Origin of the sequence: Thalassotalea sp. 273M-4, assembly GCF_041410465.1 — a bacterium.
Classification (GTDB): domain Bacteria; phylum Pseudomonadota; class Gammaproteobacteria; order Enterobacterales; family Alteromonadaceae; genus Thalassotalea_A; species Thalassotalea_A aquiviva.
The window spans coordinates 1,877,744-1,897,922 of record NZ_CP166961.1; the positions used below are offsets into that span (position 1 = coordinate 1,877,744).

General features: G+C 41.1%; 16 protein-coding genes. 2 read left to right on the forward strand and 14 right to left on the reverse strand.

Going from position 1 to position 20,179, the window contains the following annotated elements; translation table 11 throughout:
- Positions 1 to 19: 19 nt before the first annotated feature.
- Positions 20 to 640 (reverse strand): hypothetical protein, encoded by a 621-nt coding sequence (locus tag ACAY00_RS08565; RefSeq protein WP_371372471.1) that lies wholly within the window; start codon positions 638 to 640, stop codon positions 20 to 22.
- Between the two features lie 375 nt (positions 641 to 1,015).
- Here ACAY00_RS08565 and gloA point away from each other — a divergent pair, with 375 nt between their 5' ends.
- Positions 1,016 to 1,399, forward strand: a complete 384-nt coding sequence (gene gloA / locus ACAY00_RS08570; protein WP_371372473.1) for a lactoylglutathione lyase — start codon at positions 1,016 to 1,018, stop codon at positions 1,397 to 1,399.
- Between the two features lie 16 nt (positions 1,400 to 1,415).
- A complete protein-coding gene (locus ACAY00_RS08575) occupies positions 1,416 to 2,516 on the forward strand; it encodes an alkene reductase (protein WP_371379642.1) in 1,101 nt (366 codons plus the stop codon).
- A 148-nt stretch (positions 2,517 to 2,664) separates the two neighbouring features.
- Here the strand turns inward: ACAY00_RS08575 and ACAY00_RS08580 are convergent, their stop codons facing one another.
- From ACAY00_RS08580 to topA, 13 genes are all read right to left on the reverse strand, one after another.
- Positions 2,665 to 4,209: a cryptochrome/photolyase family protein gene (locus ACAY00_RS08580; protein ID WP_371372475.1), complete on the reverse strand. Its 1,545-nt coding sequence runs from the start codon at positions 4,207 to 4,209 to the stop codon at positions 2,665 to 2,667.
- Positions 4,206 to 5,645, reverse strand: a complete 1,440-nt coding sequence (locus ACAY00_RS08585; protein ID WP_371372477.1) for a DASH family cryptochrome — start codon at positions 5,643 to 5,645, stop codon at positions 4,206 to 4,208. The genes ACAY00_RS08580 and ACAY00_RS08585 overlap by 4 nt, the downstream gene beginning before the upstream one ends.
- Before the next feature lie 79 nt (positions 5,646 to 5,724).
- Entirely contained in the window at positions 5,725 to 6,438 is a 714-nt protein-coding gene (locus tag ACAY00_RS08590) for a glutamine amidotransferase-related protein (protein WP_371372479.1), read from the reverse strand.
- Positions 6,439 to 6,543: 105 nt separating this feature from the next.
- Positions 6,544 to 7,713, reverse strand: a complete 1,170-nt coding sequence (locus ACAY00_RS08595) for an iron-containing alcohol dehydrogenase (RefSeq protein WP_371372481.1) — start codon at positions 7,711 to 7,713, stop codon at positions 6,544 to 6,546.
- An 8-nt stretch (positions 7,714 to 7,721) separates the two neighbouring features.
- Positions 7,722 to 9,125 (reverse strand): aldehyde dehydrogenase family protein, encoded by a 1,404-nt coding sequence (locus tag ACAY00_RS08600; RefSeq protein WP_371372483.1) that lies wholly within the window; start codon positions 9,123 to 9,125, stop codon positions 7,722 to 7,724.
- 9 nt (positions 9,126 to 9,134) lie between these two features.
- Positions 9,135 to 10,505: a glutamine synthetase family protein gene (locus ACAY00_RS08605; RefSeq protein ID WP_371372485.1), complete on the reverse strand. Its 1,371-nt coding sequence runs from the start codon at positions 10,503 to 10,505 to the stop codon at positions 9,135 to 9,137.
- Between the two features lie 391 nt (positions 10,506 to 10,896).
- A complete protein-coding gene (locus tag ACAY00_RS08610) occupies positions 10,897 to 11,382 on the reverse strand; it encodes a VOC family protein (RefSeq protein WP_371372487.1) in 486 nt (161 codons plus the stop codon).
- Between the two features lie 431 nt (positions 11,383 to 11,813).
- The gene (locus ACAY00_RS08615) at positions 11,814 to 12,428 is read right to left on the reverse strand and encodes a DUF1294 domain-containing protein (RefSeq protein WP_371372489.1); all 615 of its coding nucleotides are present in this window, start codon (positions 12,426 to 12,428) and stop codon (positions 11,814 to 11,816) included.
- Between the two features lie 180 nt (positions 12,429 to 12,608).
- Positions 12,609 to 12,938 carry a YbaB/EbfC family nucleoid-associated protein gene (locus ACAY00_RS08620; protein ID WP_371379645.1) on the reverse strand — a complete coding sequence of 110 codons (330 nt, stop codon included), beginning with the start codon at positions 12,936 to 12,938 and terminating at the stop codon, positions 12,609 to 12,611.
- Between the two features lie 144 nt (positions 12,939 to 13,082).
- Positions 13,083 to 15,473 (reverse strand): DNA polymerase III subunit gamma/tau, encoded by a 2,391-nt coding sequence (gene dnaX / locus ACAY00_RS08625; protein WP_371372491.1) that lies wholly within the window; start codon positions 15,471 to 15,473, stop codon positions 13,083 to 13,085.
- 69 nt (positions 15,474 to 15,542) lie between these two features.
- Positions 15,543 to 16,091, reverse strand: coding sequence for an adenine phosphoribosyltransferase (gene apt / locus ACAY00_RS08630; RefSeq protein ID WP_371372493.1), 549 nt, complete (start codon positions 16,089 to 16,091; stop codon positions 15,543 to 15,545).
- A gap of 96 nt (positions 16,092 to 16,187) precedes the next feature.
- Positions 16,188 to 16,571: a response regulator gene (locus ACAY00_RS08635; RefSeq protein ID WP_371372495.1), complete on the reverse strand. Its 384-nt coding sequence runs from the start codon at positions 16,569 to 16,571 to the stop codon at positions 16,188 to 16,190.
- Between the two features lie 594 nt (positions 16,572 to 17,165).
- Positions 17,166 to 19,847, reverse strand: a complete 2,682-nt coding sequence (topA, locus tag ACAY00_RS08640) for a type I DNA topoisomerase (RefSeq protein WP_371372497.1) — start codon at positions 19,845 to 19,847, stop codon at positions 17,166 to 17,168.
- Between the last annotated feature and the right edge of the window lie 332 nt (positions 19,848 to 20,179).

The window sequence follows — 20,179 nt, forward strand, 5'->3', positions numbered from 1 at the left end:
ACCGTCTAGTGAAGAAACATTAGGATCGTTTTTGTTGTTCTGGATCTTCTTTCAAACGAAAAACAAATTCCCCTTGTTGCATTGCACCTTGTGCAATGGTCATTATCTTATGTAGCTTATTTAAAGTATTCACCATAATAAGAGTAAAAATAATCAAGATACAACAGAACACCCCGCCTACCCAAATTAAAGCCCACTTAATATTATCAACCGACTCTAGGGCCGTTGTTTGCATCGAGGTCATGATGGGGTCTATTGCTTGGCGCTTGGTTTCGGCGATCACACTAGATACGAGTTCAACCGTAGGGTCTTTAGCATTTTTAATTAACCCATTGGCATCTTGTACTGTTTGGTCAATATTTTTGGACATCAATTCCATCTTGCTAGCAATAATTTCGATGCGCTTTAAGTCTTCAGAGCTGAAATTGGACTTATTGTTTTCTAAATTTTTCATTGCTATCGCCAGTGATTGTGAGGATTGTTGCAGTAACTCAACCGACTGACCTAAGCCATGTATTTCAAACGTAATATTTACATACTTACTGTACTCTTCTACATCAGGCGATTGTTGAGCAAAAATCAGAGCTGAATTAAATGTCAGTATCAGCAAAACAGTAAGTTGGAAAATATGGCTTCTCATCTGCGCTTTTATACCTTCAGCCCTTTGGTTTTTAAGGCTGTTTAGAAAATTGGTCTAACCAAGTTTTATGCCAAACTATCTACCAAGTATTATTGGCAATTTTACCAATAGCAAATGCCCTACGCTATTCAAAGTGCAACGAGAGAGTCATCAACAAAGTGGGCGAACGGTTAGTGATTATTGTGATAACCCAACAAAAGTACATAGAAAGGTTAGTGCCCACCTTAATCAATAACGTAAAATTATTAAGGTAATAAGTTTTAATAATTTCTTATTACCTTAATTTATCATTAAACTGTCCTCATTCTTTTGCAAGCAATTCAATACGAGTATTGCTATGTATGGTCATTAGACCCCCTTTTAATAAGGTCACTTATGAAAATTTTACACACCATGATCCGAGTCACGGACTTGGATAAATCGATTGCGTTTTATACCCAAGTTTTGGGCATGAAAGAGTTAAGTCGCTTTGACAATCCACAGTATAAATACACTCTTGTGTTTGTTGGTTACGACGATCAAGAAGGTGCTTCAACCATCGAGTTAACCTATAACTGGGATACGACACAATACGACATGGGTAATGCTTTTGGTCATGTTGCGTTAGGCGTTGCCGACATTTATACAACTTGTGATCAGATCAAAGCTTTAGGTGGCAAGGTGACTCGCGAACCAGGTCCTTTAAAAGGCGGGCGTACTCATATTGCATTTATTAAAGATCCAGACGGTTACCAGATTGAACTGATTCAAGAAGATTAATTTAAAGGCATAAATGATGAAAAATGTATTATTTAACCCGGTAAAATTAGGCAATATCACCCTAAAGAATCGCATTGTATTACCACCTATGACCCGATCTCGTGCTTCACAACCTGGTAATATCGCAAACGAAATGATGGCAACTTATTATGCTCAACGAGCATCGGCTGGCTTAATGATAGCTGAGGGTACGCAAATTTCACCAATGGGCCAAGGGTATGCTTGGACACCGGGTATCTACAGTGACCAACAAATCGCTGGTTGGCAAAAAGTTACAACGGCTGTGCACGCTCAAGGTGGCACTATTTTCGCGCAATTATGGCATGTTGGCCGAGTGACCCACCCAGACAATATTGGTGGTGAACAACCTATTTCCTCTTCTGCGATAAAAGCCGAAGGGGTCAAAGTTTTTATCGACAACGGCACTGATGAGCCAGGCTTTGTTGATGTAGTTGAGCCCCGTGAAATGAGTAAAGACGATATTAACGAGGTTATCGACCAGTATCGTCAAGCGGCGTTAAATGCCATAAACGCAGGCTTTGATGGGGTTGAGTTACACGCAGCTAATGGTTATTTAGTCAATCAATTTATTGATTCACAAGCCAACAACCGCACAGATGAATACGGTGGCAGTGTTGAAAATCGCTTACGATTTTTAGACCAAGTGGTAACCGCTATGGTCGATGCCATTGGCGCCGATAAAGTGGGTGTGCGTCTTGCACCATTTACGTCTTTAAACGGTACAGTAGATGACAACCCAGTTGAAACCTATACCGCAGCGGCAGCCTTATTAAATAAACATAACATCGTTTATTTACATATTGCTGAAGTAGACTGGGAGGATGCTCCTAACACCCCCATCGAGTTCAAACACGCTATTCGGGCAGCATTTGATGGGGTGATTATTTATGCAGGTCGTTATGATGCTAATAAAGCGACAGATGCTGTTTTGCAAGGTTTAGCAGATATGATAGGTTTTGGTCGACCGTTTGTGGCTAATCCCGACTTACCAGAGCGTATTTTACATGGCTACCCATTAGCACAACACAATCCACAGACATTATTTGGTGGCGATGAAAAAGGGTTAACCGATTACCCGTTTTTTCAAAAACAGTAAATCAACATCAACGTGATTTAACTTTCATATAAAATCAAGTAGCAATGCAGAAGTGTTGTTGCTTGATTTTAGCTCAAGTTTTCACTGAACATAAACAGAGCAATGTTAGCAAAGCTGCGCATCCTATCTTGAACTATATGCAAATGTTCTACAGCCTATTAAGATCATTTAGATAGACTTTTGCGGTTTTAATGATTTGATCTTGGATTGATTTTTCCATTTTATCCCAAGTACGATAAATCATCCCTACCCTTGGATTGACATCAAGTTGCTTACGGTGCTTATTCATAAAGTGCCAATATAAGCTGTTAAATGGACAGGATTTATCGCCTGTTCGTTGTTTTACGTCATAATGACAACGTTTACAATAATCACTCATTTTATTAATATACGAACCGCTGGCGGCATAAGGCTTAGTACCGACAATCCCCCCATCGGCAAACAGTGCCATACCTCGGGTATTAGGCATTTCAACCCATTCAATGGCATCGACGTAAATACCAAGGTACCAAGCATCAACCTGTTTAGGATCTATCGCGGTAAGTAAGGAAAAATTGCCGGTGATCATCAAACGTTGAATATGATGCGAGTATGCATAATCAAGAGATTGGGTAATCGCTTGTTGGACACAATGCATATTGGTTTTTCCATGCCAAAAAAATTCAGGCAATGAATTGTTCGCTTTAAAATAATTTTTCTTCGCATAAGCTGGCATGTTGGCCCAATAAACGGCTCTTATGTACTCGCGCCAGCCTAATATTTGCCTTATAAAGCCCTCAACCTGAGCAATATCGATTGACTCATTACGCTTAAACTCAGCAAGCGCGGCATCAATCACTTGCCAAGGGTGTATAAGTTTAGCATTTAATGAGAACGATAATCGGCTGTGATACAAGCTCCATTTTGCCTTACTGTTTGCGGTCATCGCATCCTGAAAGCGCCCAAAACAAGGTAAACAAAGCTGACAAAAATGGTGTAAAAGTTCCAGGCTTTCGTTGCGCGTTGTCGGCCAGATTAAACTTTCACTCACCTTGCCAATGGTCTTAATATTATGCCTTTTTAACCGGTCTTTAATGGCGCTGATATTGTGACTAAATAACAAGGGCCCTGGTAAGGCATCTAGGTCGACAGGTTTTAGCTTGTTTCTATTGGCGCTGTCAAAATTCCATTTACCGCCTACTGGTTTACCGTCTTCTACCAACACCTCAAAACGCTTTCTCATCCGACGATAAAAGAATTCCATTTTGACGTGTTTGCCAGGTCGAAACTCTTTTGCTATATCGGCAAAGGGCAGGAGAAAATGCTCGCTCTCAACTTGCTGAACTTGGGTATTTTCTAAAGTAAGAGCTCGTAACTGTTCAGCCAATCGAAACTCGTCTGGACGCTGATATTGAAAGTTTTGCGCATCCACTTTGCCAGCATAATGACAGATAAGTGCATTTAAGTCTGCAAATGGCTCGGTATCATCAAGTGTTAGGTGCACATAATGATGACCTTTGTCTTGTTGTTCTTTGGCAAATTGTGCCATCGCGGTAAAAAAAGCACATACTTTTTGAATATGGTGACTGACATAAGTATTTTCTTGTTTAAGCTCGGCGCTAAGGTAGAGTACGTTGTCGTCAACTTGACTAAACCAACTGTGTTCGCCATTGAGCTGATCGCCTAAAATTAAGCGTAAGGTTTTGTATTTCATTCTAAGTCCAGACTCAACTGCTTTGCTGATATAGGCCAGTCGACAAGGTCAATATGTTCGCGCCCTTGGTGGTGACAATTGCCCTGCCATTTATTGATGAAGGTGCTATTGGAATCGTACATTTGCTGTTGTTTGTTTAAATTAAAGTGCCTGCCGCCACGCGGGTCAGCACCCACACCAGCTATGTATTGCCAGTTTCCCCAATTTGATGCCACATCGTAATCAATCAGTTGGCTTTCAAAATACGCGGCGCCATAGCGCCAGTCCAGTTGGTATTCGTGAATAAGGCAACTCGCCACAATTTGTCGCCCACGGTTAGACATAAAACCTGTCCTATTTAGTTGGTTCATAAACGCGTTTACTAATGGATATGAGGTTTGCCCCTGGCTCCACATAACAAAACGTTGCGCATAAAAGCTGGTTAAAGGCCTTGTCTTTGCAATCCCCGAAAATTTGAATAATTTGCGCCCATACGCAATGGCATACCAATAAAAATATTCTCGCCACAGAAGCTCAAACAAAATCCAGTAGGTGGAGTCGTTTGCGCCATTATCTTGCTCATATTGCTTGAGCAGCCAATACACTTGCTTTGGCGATATACAACCGTGTGCAAGCCAAGGTGAAAACTTAGTCGAATAACTCATGCCGTCAAGTTGATTGCGGGTTTGCTTGTAGCGGCTAGCATGGTTGCTGGCAAAATAGCCCTGTAAGTGCTCTATACCCGCTTGTTCCCCTCCTTGAAAGTTAAGCGGCTTGGCTTTGGTTATACTTAGTTCAACTTGCTTTAATTGCACCGGTAAAGATTTAGGCAATGCCTGCTCAAGAGGTGAAAATAAAGACGAATACGCTAATTCAGAAGTCCTTAGGATAGTTGGTAAAAGGATCTCAAGTTGTTTTCTAAATTGGCTAAAAGTCTTCGGCAAATCTTGAGCTTTAAACGGGAGTTGTTGCTGCTTGAACAAGCTCGTTAATGATGCCAAATGAATGTGAATATTAGGATGGTTTTGCTCAATATAATCAACGCTTGACCTTTCATCCCAGCCGCTATGGGCAGTGCAGTAAAAGTCGGTAATTTGATATTGCGACAATATTTTCTCTAACGTTCTTGTCGGTAGATCTGGGCAAACATAGAGTTTGTTACCAAGACGGTTGAGGGCTGCGTTTAACTGATGTAAGCATTGCTTTGAAAATTGTAATCGGCTGGTTCCAAAGTCGGTTTGCAATGAAAAGTGCTTAATAAATGGTGACATCGGCACCATGCAATATACACATATAAGATGATCGACCTCTTGGCTTGCCTTTGCGAGCAACAGGTTATCATACGTTCTTAAATCATTGGTAAATAAATACACACCGATGCGTGTTGCCATATCTTGCCTCAGGTTATTAGATAACGACAAAGTGAACATTGGCGTTATCACAGCTGCTGTTATCATGCGCTGCTGCACATGTTTAAATCATCACAGCTTTTAATACGCGATCAGATGCTGAGAAGTTCAATGAGCAAAGTTTGCTTTACCGAATAAGCGTAGATTTTAAAAAATCAATCACCCAGCCCATCACTAATTGCCCGTCAAGGCTAAGCTCTAACGATTTAATACCGCTTTGATATGGTTCTTTAGGGATGATACTGTGCCTGCTCAGCATTAAATCATGTAGGTATTGTTTTGAAAATTCTGGGTGGCCCTGTAAGCCTAAAAAGTGCTTATCTACTTGGATCATAGCATAGGGGCAAAATGTGCTACTCATCAGCACTTGACAATTTGGCGGTAAACGAACGACTTGGTCTTGATGACTTACGGCTAATTTTAACTGGGGTTGAAAAGGTATCATCCAATCTTGGGGGTTAATTATCTCAGTCTTTGCAACCCCTATGCCCCAGCCGTTAGCAGATTTTTCTACCTTGCCGCCAAGGGCTTTGGCGATTAATTGATGACCGAAACAAATGCCCGCAAAACCTTTATTTTTGACAAACAATAACTTAATAAATTTACGTGTATTGTCTATCCAGCTATGTGACTCATTCACCCCATACTTACTCCCTGTACTTATGTACACATCACACTCATCAAGGCTAATGGGAAAATGTTGTTGGGTCACATCATAAAATGTTATTTGCAATTTTGGGTCGACGGATAACAGCAAAGATTCGAACATCTGCGAGTAATCGCCATGTTGAGGTTGCAAATGTTCTTGTACATGATCACAAAGCAATACACCGACTTTCATCACTCACCTCGCTTTAACGGCTTATAAACCCGGTTAGTGTAACAGCGCAGGCTTGCCTCATTTTGCCCAAGCATTGGCATAAAAACGGTCAAAATCACCCTCATATTACAGACGTCCTAGCACCGCCGATTCAAAAAGTGTGTGATATTGTTGTTGTGATAAACAAATAGGGTTACCCATTGCAGACGGATCGGCGATTGCCATCTTGGCAACGATTTCAGCTTGGCTTAAATCGATTCCTATTTGCGCCAATGTATCTGGTATATCCAATTGATGCCTCAAAGATAATACCCAATCTAGAAAACCATCGAAGGTGGCCAAAGGTAAATCCAAATACTGAGCAAGTCGGGTAACAGGCTGCTCAATTTTGCTTTGGTTTGCTTTTAACACATATGGCATCAAGATAGCGTTCAATAAGCCATGATGACTGTTGTATATAGCGCCTAGTGGGTGAGCCAATGCGTGCATTGCGCCTAGCCCTCGTTGAAACGCCGTGGCGCCCATTGTTGCAGCAACTAATACTTTGCACCGCGCTTCCACGTCTTGGCCATTGGCATATGCTCGAGGTAAATACTGTTTAATAAGTCGAATCGATTCAAGCGCAATACCTTGCGCCATCGGGTGAAAATACGTAGCACAATAGGCTTCAAGGGCATGTGATAAGGCATCCATACCGGTGGCAGCGGTTAATTTATCTGGCAGAGCTAACGTGAGTTCGGCATCTAATATCACCAATTTAGGCATTATATTGGGATGAAAAATAAGTCGTTTACACTTCGCTTTTGGATCGGTTATCACCGCTACTCGGCCGACTTCTGAGCCCGTACCCGCGGTGGTTGGGACGGCAATAACCGGCGCCATAGCTCGAACATTGACGCGCTTGTAATTATCGTTCTTATCTTCAAAATCCCATAGCGGTCTATTTTGCCCAACCATAAGTGCAATGGCCTTGCCAGCATCTAGAGCCGACCCACCACCCAAGGCGATTACCCCATCATGGCTACCTTGATGAAATATCTCAGTGCCCGCTTGCACATTTTCTTCGGTAGGATTTGAGCTTACTTGTGAAAACACCCCAGAAGTTATACCCGCACCTTGACAAACTTGTTCAGCCTTTTTGATGAAATCAAGTTTAGCAAGCCCTGGGTCTGTAACAATCAGTGGCTTTTTGATACCAAGCTCAGCGCAACATTCAGCGAGCTCTTGGAACCGACCAATGCCCTGTCGAATATTGGTAGGAAAATGCCAGTTCGCATCAAGGTGTTTGAATTGCATTTCGCTCCTTAGGACGGTAGCTTTAAATGAAACGATTTTGGTCTGGTTAACGCATCATAACCCAAAACAGAAAGAGTACAGCCTCGGCCAGAATTTTTGACCCCAGTCCACGCCAGTCCAGGATCGAGATAATCACATCGATTGACAAAAAACGTCCCAGTATCAAGTTGTTCGCCGATGGCTGTTGCTTGTTCTACGTTTCGACTAAAAACGCACGCGGTTAAACCAAATGGCGAGTCATTCATTAAGTCAATGGCTTGTTGATCATTGCTCACTTTCATGATCCCTACAACTGGACCAAAGGACTCTTCGGTCATGATCCGCATGCGATGGTTAACATTGGTTAAAACTTGTGGTGCCAGATACGGTGAACCAGGTTTATCCATGGCAAAATCCATTGGGTTTATATGTCGTTTTGCCCCCATCGCTAAAGCCTGTGAAATTTGATTACGCACAAAGTCAGCAGCTTTAGCCGAAACCATAGGCCCTAACGTTGTTTTCTTTTGATCAGGACGTCCAAGTTTGTACGCCTTTACCTTAGCCACGGTTTTTTCAACAAATTCATCGTACACACTTTCGGCAACATAAATTCTCTCAATACCACAACAAGACTGACCAGAATTAAAAAAAGCACCGTCGACACAGGTCTCAACCGCATGATCGATATCGGCATCGGCACGGACATAAGCGGGATCTTTTCCGCCAAGTTCTAACCCTACCCCAATAAATCGACCGCGACTTGCGCGTTCAATAATTTTTCCGCCTTCAACCGATCCGGTAAAGGCTACATAATGAATCGGCGCATGCTCTAAAATGGCGGTGGTTGCTTCATGACTTAAATGTAAGTATTGAAAAACATCGGGGGGCAATTTAGCCTTGGCAAAGGCAACCGCCAATTGCTCAGAGCAAAGTGGTGTTTGTGCCGATGCCTTTAAAATGACACTATTACCGGCCATAATTGCAGGAATAATGGTGTTAATGGCACAAAGGTAAGGGTAATTCCAAGGTGCGATAACAAATACCACCCCTAATGGTTCTCGGGTAATGTATCGGTCAAAGCCTGGTTTATGTGCCAATTGTATGGGTTCTAGAGCGTTTTCGGCGACCTCTATCATGTATTTAGCGCGCTCAATAACCCCATTAATTTCGCCTTTGCAATATTGAATTGGACGACCCATCATCCAACACAGTTGTGTTGCTATTTCGTCACTATTAGCAACAAACGCATCGAGCATAGCAAGACAAATGGCTTTACGTTGAGCCAAACTGGTTTTTTTCCACGACCTTTGTGCTGTTACCGAGCGTGAGATAACTTGTTGAATTTGAACTTCATCCGCCAGTTCACGTTCCACATACACTCGACCATCAATAGGTGAATAGGTAATTTGTTTTCTAGTTTCTAATGCCACCATAGCTTTACCTTAGATGATTTCAAAATAACGGTTTAATTCCCAATCAGTCACGTGCTTACGAAATGCTCGCTCTTCCCACTCTCGCGTCGCGACAAAATGATCAACAAAAGCAGAACCAAACATCTCTTTGGCTGTTTTAGATTGTTTCATACGCATGGCGGATTCCATGAGGGTATTGGGGAGGATAATTTGCTCAGGCAATGTTTGTTTATAAGCATTGCCTTTGACTTGTGCTAACGGCTCAAGCTTGTGCTCAATGCCATAAAGGCCTGATGCTAAAGCTGCCGCTAATGCTAAATAGGGATTGGCATCGGCTGAGCCTATTCTATATTCAATACGCTGTGACTTTTGACTACCGGGAATCACCCGCAAAGAAGTGGTTCTATTTTCGACCCCCCAACTGGCGTCAAGAGGGGCCCAAAGTCCCGGCACCATGCGAGAATAGCTATTGATCGTTGGGGCAATCATCGCCAAAAATTCAGGCATCAATTGTTGTTGGCCGGCCAGAAAATGACGCTGAGTATCACTCATGTTGTGTGGTTTATTAGCATCGTAAAAAACCGATTGGCCCTGCTCGTCGGTTAAAGACACATGAATATGGCCACTTTGCCCGGGTAACGTTTCATTCCATTTAGCCATAAAAGTTGCCATTAATTGCTGGCGTTGAGCCCAAACTTTAGTGAACGTTTTAAATAAAGCCGCATTGTCTGCTGCTTTTTTAGCATGGTCATAGGTCAGTGCAGCTTCAAAAACTCCAGGACCTGTTTCTGTATGGATGCCTTCGATAGGTATGTTCATGGTCTCGCATAAGGCCAGCAAACTGTGATATTTCTCGCTATGTACTGAATTTCTTAGCATTGAATAACCAAAGGCGCCTGGCGTAAATGGCGTCAAATTCTTAAATCCTTTGGCTCGCACGGATTCAGGTGTTTCATCAAATAGAAAAAATTCGTATTCAAATCCAGCGAAGGGAACATAGCCCATATTATGGCAACGCTCTAATACTCTCTTTAAAACATTTCTTGGACAAATACTGCCAGCTTCTTGTTCAAACTCTAATAAAAACAGCAACATATTGTCTTCATACGGTAATGCTCGACAGGACGATGGGATGACTCTAACCTGTGCATCGGGGTAGCCAGTGTGCCAACCGGTATAATCGACATTATCGTATAACTCATCATTACTGTCCCACCCCAACACCACATCACAAAAGCCAAAGCCAGACTCTAGCGCACTAAAGAATTTTTCTTTGCTGATGTATTTACCGCGCATTATTCCATCAATATCAAAAAGTCCAACTTTGACATGAGTAAGGCCTTTTTGCTCAACAATAAGCTTGGCATCGCTGAGTGTTTGCACGGAACTGGGTGTTAGCATGACTATCCTTAATTATTATTCGGTACAAGTCGTTTTTAGGTGAAAGTAATTTGGTATATTTTTTCTCCCTTACATTTCAGTTTATACCAAAATAAAAATTGTCCATTGCTGATTAAAAAATTTTTATAATTATTTTATGCTCTAAATTGCAAAGCCATATTTCTTTTTATTTATTAAATAACATGAACTTAGGTTTTAGTTACGATAAATAGATAAAACCCATAAATAAGCAGGAAGAATCACTACAAGGGAGATGAAGTCAGGTTTGTTATTGAGCTTATAAACACTCAAGGGATATGACAAAGCCTCAACTCTCAATTATGAACAAATGAGAATTGAGGCTTAAAATTTATACGGTATTCTAAAGAGAACTGATTAATATAACGGTTATTTATTCGTAATCAGCAGAATAAGTTTCAGAATAGGTATGTGAATATAATTCAAATAAGTTACCAAATGGGTCTTCTAAATACACCATTTTATAAGGCTTGCTGTCGTCTTCAGGGTGATAGCGCATAATATCCATTCTCACTTTGCCGCCAAACTCTTCTGTACGAGCAATTGCACCTTCAAAATCATCTGTTTCCAAACAAAAATGGAAAATACCAAGACGAGTAAAGTCAACAATATGACGTTCTTGACGGTTTTTCATTTCAAACAATTCAACACCTATGCCATCAGAGGTAACTAAATGTGCAATATTGAAGCCTTCAAAACCTTCACCAAAAACCGCAATACACATTTTACCAATTGCGGTTTCGCGTTCTTCTTCCACTTTGGTTTTGTTCATTACAATGTTTAAGCCTAGCGCTTTGGTGTAGAACTCAACAGCCACATCCATATCGCCAACCATAATGCCTACGTGATTCATTTTCATAATATATGTTCCTAAAAAAAAGTAATTCGCCTGTTGCGTGAATGAGGCTAGTATAGGGAGGAACTTAGATTAGGTGAAATTATTAAAAATAATCAAAATAATAATATTTTGTTATAGAGCAAAAGATTCACTATAACGACATGAACCCCTAACATCTTTATGCAGTTATTTAACAGATTGTATTGTCGGCATACTTAATATGGCTAAGCATCAGTCTACACTGTGCGCTTTTGAATAATATTAACTAAGGCCGGCATAGCATATATTCTGACGCTCGATATGACCCTTACTCACAAATACCTGTAATTCCAGAGCAAGAATGAGGTCAATTTTTTGCGCAGTTAGGATGAAATGGATGTTGCCTCATTTGGAAACAGGGCTTTTGGCAAATTAACTGTAAGAGGATTTATTTAATAATCTTGTACACTTTATTAAAGCATAGCTATGAAGAAGTAAGCTTCTGCACCATAGTCTGAAAGTAACCACGCAAGAGATGCGACATTAATTAAGGCGGTGATCCAAAACATACCTCGAAACTCACCTTTTTTCGATTTATGCCTTAAGGCTTGTTGTGCTATTGCCGCACCTGGCCAACCACCGGCAAGAGCCAGAAGATGCAGTGTGCTCTCTTTTGTTCGCCAAAGTCCTTGCCTTGCTTTTGATTTGTCGATGGCGTAGGCGATAAAGGTGATAACACTCGTTGCAAAATAGATATACAAAAGATTAATAGTGATCAGGCCGGAGAAGTATGCACCGATAATGAACAACAAAAAACCTATTGAAAGATAGTAAGGAAATCGATTGGCTTTTTGAGGTTCTTTTTTCTTAAGCTTTTCGCCCGAGTAGGTTGCACTTACCGCACAGACCCGGCCACGTTTATCGGTGCTTAGTGAGAAAGTGATAACATCTTGAACAGAAGGGATGCGCTGCTTATTTTCAAAAGCAGATATGTGAATAAAAACATCAGGACCGCCAGTTGGCAAAGCGATAAAACCAAACCCCTTATCGGCATTCCATTTAATCAATTTCCCTTTTAATCTTTTCAACTTAGGCCCTTTTCAAGCAACATATTGCTTTAATAACTTACCATTATTTATCTACAAAATAAAAATTTAAAGCGCATTGAGACAAATTAGATACAATAAATTTAATTGCTTAAGAACATACACATTCGTTTTCAGACAAAAAAATAGCGCCATAAGGCGCTATTTATCTGGGGTTCTTTCTTAGAATGGCATTTTAAAGCCTGGAGGCATTTGCATACCACCAGTAACGCTGCCCATCTTAGTTTTGCTTTCTTCTTCAACACGACGTACTGCATCGTTAAAGGCTGCAGCGACTAAATCTTCAATCATGTCTTTGTCGTCTTCCATTAGACTTTCGTCTATTTCAACACGACGTACATTGTGGTTTCCGGTCATCGTTACTTTAACCATACCGGCACCGGCTTCACCGGTTACTTCCATATTGGCAATTTCTTCTTGTGCTTTTTGCATCTTTGCCTGCATCTGTTGGGCTTGTTTCATTAAATTGCCCATGCCGCCTTTCATCATAATAAAATCTCCGAAAATAATGCCTCTAAAGTAAGGCTTTTACCAAACAAGAATGTCAATAAAATGGCTCAATTACACTCTCGTTTGGGCTAAAACTGATGAGCTGATCATATCGTATCAGCCGATGATTGTTAATTGTTTTGTCGGTTACTTAGCTTGAATTGATGTTTCATCTATCTCAGCAGCAAATTCACCCTGCATCCGTTGTACAAAATCATCGGATTTGATGATTAATATGGCGTTTTCATGGCGCTTTTGATCAATAATGTTTTGAATCAACAATGGGGTATAACCAGGATCTTCAACTATGTGAATATCTACCTGCGCATCATGTTGTACTAACAGACTATAGCTTTGTTGAATACTTTGCAGAGCAGAAGATGAATTAATATGACTGTAGCTTTGCGCCAAATTAATGATTAAATGTTGAGCGTTACTGCTCTCATCTAGGGTGGCGTTTAAGGTCAACTGCCTAACTCTACCGCCCAATTGCATCGCATCAATTAAATGAGCCCAAAAGTCTATTTGGGCCGCACGAGTTATAATATTTGGGTTAATTGTATCTGCAGAAAACACCGTGCGATGTTGCCAATTAAGAGTTACTGCCTCAGATTGCCCTTGGGTTGGCTGCACCATATTTTGATCAGCTTGTGTTAACTCTGGTTCAGCTTCTACTTTATATGAAGGAGCTAAAGGAAAGCCCTCCTGACTGGCAAAAGACGATGTGTCAACCTGAGGCCCTTCTTGCGATTCCATTGCTTGGCTAGTAGCTTGTTCATTCGCATGAGGACGTTCTGGTATTGTTTCTACAGCCGAGTCGCGTTGCTTGTTAGACTCAACTTGTTCAATGTGCTCTGTTGCAGACATTGACGTAGGTGCAACGGTTTTACCCGTTGGTTGTTGAGACTTCAGTTCAGGCTTTTTTGCCCTACCCTCCGAAGCTTTTTTACGGCTTCTAAGTAGATTGCGAGTTTGCAGTAATCGTTCTGTATCAGTGCTTGGATTTGAATGCGCTTGTGCAGCACTGGGTTTAGCATTATCAGACGTAACTTGCTCAGTATGCTCTTGTTCTACACCTACAGGTGCTGAATCAAGTAGCTCTTGGCTTTGAGCAACTTCTGCAGATTGAGATTGCGGCTTTATTGGCGCATTGTCAGTGTACTGCTCTGCGCTCATTTGCTGAGCCATTGACTCAAGCTCTTCTTGCTGCGCATTAAGTGAATTTATATCTTCACTTGGTGTTGGTCTTGCCAAAGTCTCTGATGGGGTCAAAGACTCTGTCGCCATATTTGTGGTTATAACGGCAGATGTGTCATCTTCGTCAGTACGAGTCTGTGTTGGCTCGTTTGCCCCGGTATCTTGAGGAGTCGGTTCAGTAGATTTTGCAACCACTGACTGTGGTTGCTGATGTTGAGCATCAGGGTGCTGGCGATTGTCAACAAAGTCCGTTTGCGTTGCAGGCTTAAACGCCAACAACCTTAACAACACCATATCAAAACCTGCTTGTTCATCACCACTGTAGGGTAAATCCTTGCGCCCATTTAGCACAATTTGATAATACAACTGTACATCTTGGGGTGACATCGCATTAGCAAACTTATGCAATAATGTGGCACGTTGCTCGTCAACATCCACCGAATTTGGCACTAATTGCCACATTGCAATTTGATGCAATAACTGCAACAGTTCTGCTAATAAACGATGATAACTTGGGGCATAACTTGCGATGGTTTGGCTTAATGAAAGCAGTTCTTGTGGTTGTTGCTTTATAAGAGCGATTAAAATCTTATAAATCCAGGATTGATCTACGCCACCAAGCATAGCTTGCAAATTATCAAGTTTAAGGTGACCTTGACCCTGAGCAATTGCTTGGTCGGTTAAACTTAAAGAGTCGCGCATACTGCCACGAGCCGCTTTCGCTAATAACGCGAGGGTTCCGGGCTCAAAGCTCACCTCTTCCGCTGTTAAAATTTCTTTTAACTTTTGCTCAATTTGCTGAGGGGTTAATGCTTTTAAATGAAATTGCAGACATCTGGATAAAACCGTCACCGGCAGTTTTTGCGGATCGGTTGTGGCTAAAATAAATTTGACGTGTTGCGGGGGCTCTTCCAAGGTTTTTAATAACGCGTTGAAACTGCTTTTTGACAACATATGCACTTCGTCAATAAGGTAAACCTTAAAACGTCCTCTTGACGGGGCATATTGAACGTTATCAAGAATTTCTCGGGTATCGTCGACTTTGGTACGTGAGGCCGCATCAATTTCAAGCAAATCAATAAATCGACCGGCATCAACATCCTGACAAACATCACATTGACCGCAAGGGGTTGACGTAATGCCGGTTTGACAATTTAAACTTTTAGCAAAAATCCTAGCGATGGTGGTTTTACCCACCCCGCGAGTGCCGGTGAAAAGGTAGGCATGGTGTAACCTTTCTTGGTTAAGTGCATTAACCAGAACAGTAACAACATGCTCTTGACCCATGAGTTGAGAAAAATCTTTTGGTCGCCATTTACGAGCAAGAACCTGATAACTCATAATGTGATACTTTTCACCCTGTATTGTTATTTTTATCGTTATTTAGGATTGTACTAAAAGATGAAAGAATTAATCACCTAAATATTCAATCATCGAATAAACATTGACGCCCAAAGCCTCTAAACGCTCATGGCCCTTAAGATCGGGTAAGCCAATCACGAAAGCAGACTCCGTTACCTGAGCGCCAAGGTTGCGAATAAGCTTCGTCGTGGCCTCAATGGTACCGCCTGTCGCCAGTAAATCATCAACCATCAACACATTGTCGTTTTCATTAAGAGCATCTAAATGAATTTCCAATGTATCTTGACCGTATTCTAAATCGTAGCTTTGAGCACACGTTTGACGAGGTAATTTGCCTGGTTTACGAACCGGTACAAAACCTACGCCTAATGCTAACGCTAATGGGGCACCAAATAAAAAGCCACGGGCTTCAGTACCAACGACTTTGGTGATGCCACGGTCAGCAAACTTTTCTTTTAATCGATTGATACAAAGAGAGAATGCTTTGGTGTCTTCTAAAATGCCAGTGATATCACGGAACATGATCCCTTCAATAGGATAATTCGGAACATCGTGGATTACGCTTTTTAGGTAAGAAATTTCGTTTTCTGTCATCATAAATAAAAAATAAAAATGTTTGACTACAGGATAATCGAAAATGAGTAACTTTTATAGTAAGAATTTATAAATGATTGTTGTCATTCGGTAACGAAATTAGGCAACCGCGCAGGATTGACCAACAAGTTGTTGCACATTTTCAAGGAAAAGTTGCTGGCAAATGGGTTTCGCTAAGATCTTAAATCCAAGCTGTGGCGCAAATAATGGCTCAACTTCAGCAAGATCTTTTGTGGTCAAAAAAATAACCGCCTTTGGTGCGCCATTGTCCATTGTATTGAGGTTTTTTACAAAGTTAACGCCATTCATCAATGGCATTAAATGGTCGACGACACACAAGTCAAAATGTTCTTGTTGAACCTTACTGTAGCCGTCTAAACCATTGGTCGCTGTCGTTACATGATACCCAGAATTAGCCAGTAATTCTGAAAGTTCTTCCCTTACATGTTCGTTATCTTCGATTAAGAGTATTTTAACGGTCATAATATTTCCTTTTTGACAGCGTTTAGAGTGATACCAAGATTAAAAGTGCGTGAACCACCCCATCAACATTGGTAACAAAGGCATAGCGAAAAGTGCTAACAATGCGATAAATAAGTGACGTTTTGACGTAGATTCGGTAAAAGAGTTTTCGTGTGACATATTATAACTTCTAGCTAATAAAAAATTGCGCCAAATGATACACCAACAACAAAAAACTTGATATAGAACAAATAAAATTTTTATCTGAACTTATTGTAACCAAAAATGAACGCCTAAAAATCAACCAACAAACCTTTAATTATGCTAAAAGCCAGTTTTAGAAACATTAAATAAACGTATTACTTATCTGGTGTTAACTTTGTTGATTCTCTTTTATATGGGGCTTCTATTTATGTGTAAGGTGCTCAGAAATTCATTGTTCTTGTAGATTGAATCGAAACCCGCTTTAATACCAATCCCACTAAGTCTTTTCAAAAGATGATCATTCTTTGCTGATAAGACGAGTTTTCAAATAAAAAGTTTCAATAATTTTTTAAAATTTGAAATAAAAAACCCGATCTTAGATCGGGCTTTTAACGTCAAATCATTTGTCTATTATTTCGACTTTTCTTTAGTCGTAGCTTTTTTGGCGGGCTTTTTAGCAACTTTCTTTTTGGTTTGCTCTTCTACCCATTTACCATCAACATATTTAGCAACCCAACCGGTAGCTTTGCCATCAACTTCGGTCATCACATATTGTTCTTTGGTCTTACGAGCAAAGCGCACAATAGCTTCATTGCCATCAGGGTCTTTTTGCGGTGCATCGGCTAAATAATAAAACTTAGGTGAAATACGATCACGAAAACGATGCAATTCAGCGACTTTAGGCGCTCGTGTTTCCCGTGATTTAGGGAAAGTACTCGCTGCTAAGAAAATCCCAGCGGCTCCATCACGTAATTTGAAAAAAGCGTCTGACTTTTCACACAACAGCTCTGGTAAATCGACAGGGTCTTCTTTTGGTGGCGCAGCTTCGCCGTTGGCAAGTAATTTACGCGTATTTTTACAATCTGGATTAGTACAATCAAAGTACTTACCAAAGCGACCGTTTTTAAGTTCCATGTCAGACTGACAGCGATCACACTCAAGCACTGGGCCATCGTAACCTTTGATTTTAAACTCGCCCTGCTCAACTTGGTAACCATCACAAACTGGATTATTACCACAGACGTGTAGTTTGCGTTTTTCGTCAATAAGGTAGCTGTCCATCGCCGTGCCACATTTGTCACAGCGACGCATGGCTCGAAGGGCTTCGGTTTCCTCATCAATCGAGGTTACGTTTTCAGCTTCATCGCCTGGGGTTAAGTTCATGGTCTGAGTACAGCGTTCTTTGGGCGGTAAGCTATAGCCAGAACACCCTAAAAACACCCCGGTAGATGCGGTGCGAATCCCCATCTTACGGCCACAGGTTGGACAATCTATGTCGGTTAACACAGGCAAGTTTGGCTGCATCCCACCTTGTTCAACATCTTTATCGGCTTGTTCTAGTTGCTGAGTAAAGTTTTGGTAGAACTCGCTAAGAACATTCTTCCAATACGCTTTATCGGCAGCAATATCGTCAAGCTTGGTTTCCATATTGGCGGTAAAGTCGTAACTCATTAAGTCTTCAAAGCTACCAGATAAACTGTCGGTAACAATCTCGCCCATTTTTTCGGCGTAAAAACGTTTACCCTCTAAGCGCACGTAACCACGGTCTTGAATGGTTGAAATAATTGAGGCATAGGTCGATGGGCGACCAATACTGCGCTTTTCAAGCTCTTTTACCAAAGATGCTTCGCCGTAGCGAGCCACTGGCTTGGTAAAATGTTGCGTCGGTTCAAGGTGCTCTAAGGTGAGCGCATCACCAACGGCTAAATCCGGTAAGTGAACATCTTTTTCACTGCCAGTTTTATTGGCAGCAAGACTATGTACTTTGGTCCAACCATCAAAGCGCATCACTCGGCCTTTCGCTTTTAAGTCATATTTATCTGCACTAACGGTTATGGTACTAACATCATAACGAGCAGCCGTCATTTGACAAGCAACGAATTGACGCCAAATAAGATCATACAATCTGCGAGCATCGGCTTCCATATTATCAAGCATGGCGGCTTCAACAAACACATTCGATGGACGAATAGCCTCATGCGCTTCTTGGGCGTTAGACTTAGCACCATACACTTTTGGTTTATCGTGTAAGTAATTCTCACCAAAGTTTTTCAAAATATAATCACGACAGCTATCAACCGCATCTTTGCTTAAATTGGTTGAGTCTGTTCGCATATAGGTAATATGACCGGCTTCATATAAACGTTGTGCTAAGCCCATAGTCCGCTTTACCCCAAAACCTAAGCGAGTACTCGCCGCTTGTTGCAAGGTAGAGGTAATAAAAGGAGCTGAAGACTGACTTTTAGACGGTTTGTCTTCTCGTTTACTGACTCGATATTGGGCTTGTTCTAGGGTTTGAACAGCATTTTTGGTATCAGTTTCATTGTTTGGCTTAAAAGCTTTGCCATTGAAATGGGTAACGTCAAGCTTTAACGCTTGCTTATCTTTAGACAAGGTGTCTGCTTCAATTTCCCAATATTCTTCAGGAACAAAGGCTTTAATTTCACGCTCACGCTCAACAACCAGCTTTACCGCCACCGATTGAACGCGCCCGGCAGATAAACCACGCGCTACTTTTTTCCACAGTAAAGGGCTGACCATAAACCCCACAACACGGTCTAAAAAGCGACGCGCTTGTTGGGCATTAACCCCATTAATATTAAGCTCACCTGGTTCTTTAAACGCTTGTTGAATAGCACTTTGGGTAATTTCATTAAATACCACACGGCGAAAACGCTCTTCGTCGCCACCAATAATTTCTTTCAAGTGCCAAGCAATGGCTTCTCCTTCGCGGTCCAAATCGGTTGCGAGATAAACCTTATCGGCTTTTTCTGCCAAAGCTTTTAGTTCATTCACCACCTTTTCTTTGCCCGGTAATACAGAATACGTTGCTTCCCAATCTTTTTCCGGATTAATGCCCATGCGGTTAAATAAAGAAATCTTGTCGCGCTTTTTCTTATATTTTTCCTTTTGCGCTGGCGTCATCTTGCGGACCTCGGCCGGAGATTTGGTAGGTGCCTTTTTACCGGTCCCACTTGTTGGCAAGTCACGCACATGCCCTACACTGGACTTTACAATGTAGTCTTTACCAAGATATTTGTTAATTGTCTTCGCTTTAGCTGGCGACTCGACAATTACCAGAGATTTTGCCATAAGTGTATTCTTTCCTGTTCATCAGGTTTGCTTATTTACTGTTTCTATAAATTTCTGTTTATCAGAGTAAATAAATCAATCAGCTGTAAATTTATGAATTGCTATTAGGTATATATGGAAAATTTCCCAGTTACAAGCAATTATTTTCACTTTGAGAATTTCTTTTTTTCAATAAAAGGTTCATTTTCAGTGTTTTTCTCGGCGCCATCATAATAAAGAACCTAGTTAGATTTAAAGCAATATTTCGATTTTTTCTGATTTTCATAACTGTTTGTCTATAAATTAAACATAAGCAAGGTTTAGCTTTAAACCTTTCTCCTTAAACAAAAAAG

Excerpts from the sequence above, each read along its gene's own strand:
- ACAY00_RS08565 (WP_371372471.1), bottom strand. The coding sequence starts at position 640 with ATGAGAAGCCATATTTTCCAACTTACTGTTTTGCTGATACTGACATTT.
- gloA (WP_371372473.1), top strand. The coding sequence starts at position 1,016 with ATGAAAATTTTACACACCATGATCCGAGTCACGGACTTGGATAAATCG.
- ACAY00_RS08575 (WP_371379642.1), top strand. The coding sequence starts at position 1,416 with ATGAAAAATGTATTATTTAACCCGGTAAAATTAGGCAATATCACCCTA.
- ACAY00_RS08580 (WP_371372475.1), bottom strand. The coding sequence starts at position 4,209 with ATGAAATACAAAACCTTACGCTTAATTTTAGGCGATCAGCTCAATGGC.
- ACAY00_RS08585 (WP_371372477.1), bottom strand. The coding sequence starts at position 5,645 with ATGATAACAGCAGCTGTGATAACGCCAATGTTCACTTTGTCGTTATCT.
- ACAY00_RS08590 (WP_371372479.1), bottom strand. The coding sequence starts at position 6,438 with ATGAAAGTCGGTGTATTGCTTTGTGATCATGTACAAGAACATTTGCAA.
- ACAY00_RS08595 (WP_371372481.1), bottom strand. The coding sequence starts at position 7,713 with ATGCAATTCAAACACCTTGATGCGAACTGGCATTTTCCTACCAATATT.
- ACAY00_RS08600 (WP_371372483.1), bottom strand. The coding sequence starts at position 9,125 with ATGGTGGCATTAGAAACTAGAAAACAAATTACCTATTCACCTATTGAT.
- ACAY00_RS08605 (WP_371372485.1), bottom strand. The coding sequence starts at position 10,505 with ATGCTAACACCCAGTTCCGTGCAAACACTCAGCGATGCCAAGCTTATT.
- ACAY00_RS08610 (WP_371372487.1), bottom strand. The coding sequence starts at position 11,382 with ATGAAAATGAATCACGTAGGCATTATGGTTGGCGATATGGATGTGGCT.
- dnaX (WP_371372491.1), bottom strand. The coding sequence starts at position 15,473 with ATGAGTTATCAGGTTCTTGCTCGTAAATGGCGACCAAAAGATTTTTCT.
- apt (WP_371372493.1), bottom strand. The coding sequence starts at position 16,091 with ATGATGACAGAAAACGAAATTTCTTACCTAAAAAGCGTAATCCACGAT.
- ACAY00_RS08635 (WP_371372495.1), bottom strand. The coding sequence starts at position 16,571 with ATGACCGTTAAAATACTCTTAATCGAAGATAACGAACATGTAAGGGAA.
- topA (WP_371372497.1), bottom strand. The coding sequence starts at position 19,847 with ATGGCAAAATCTCTGGTAATTGTCGAGTCGCCAGCTAAAGCGAAGACA.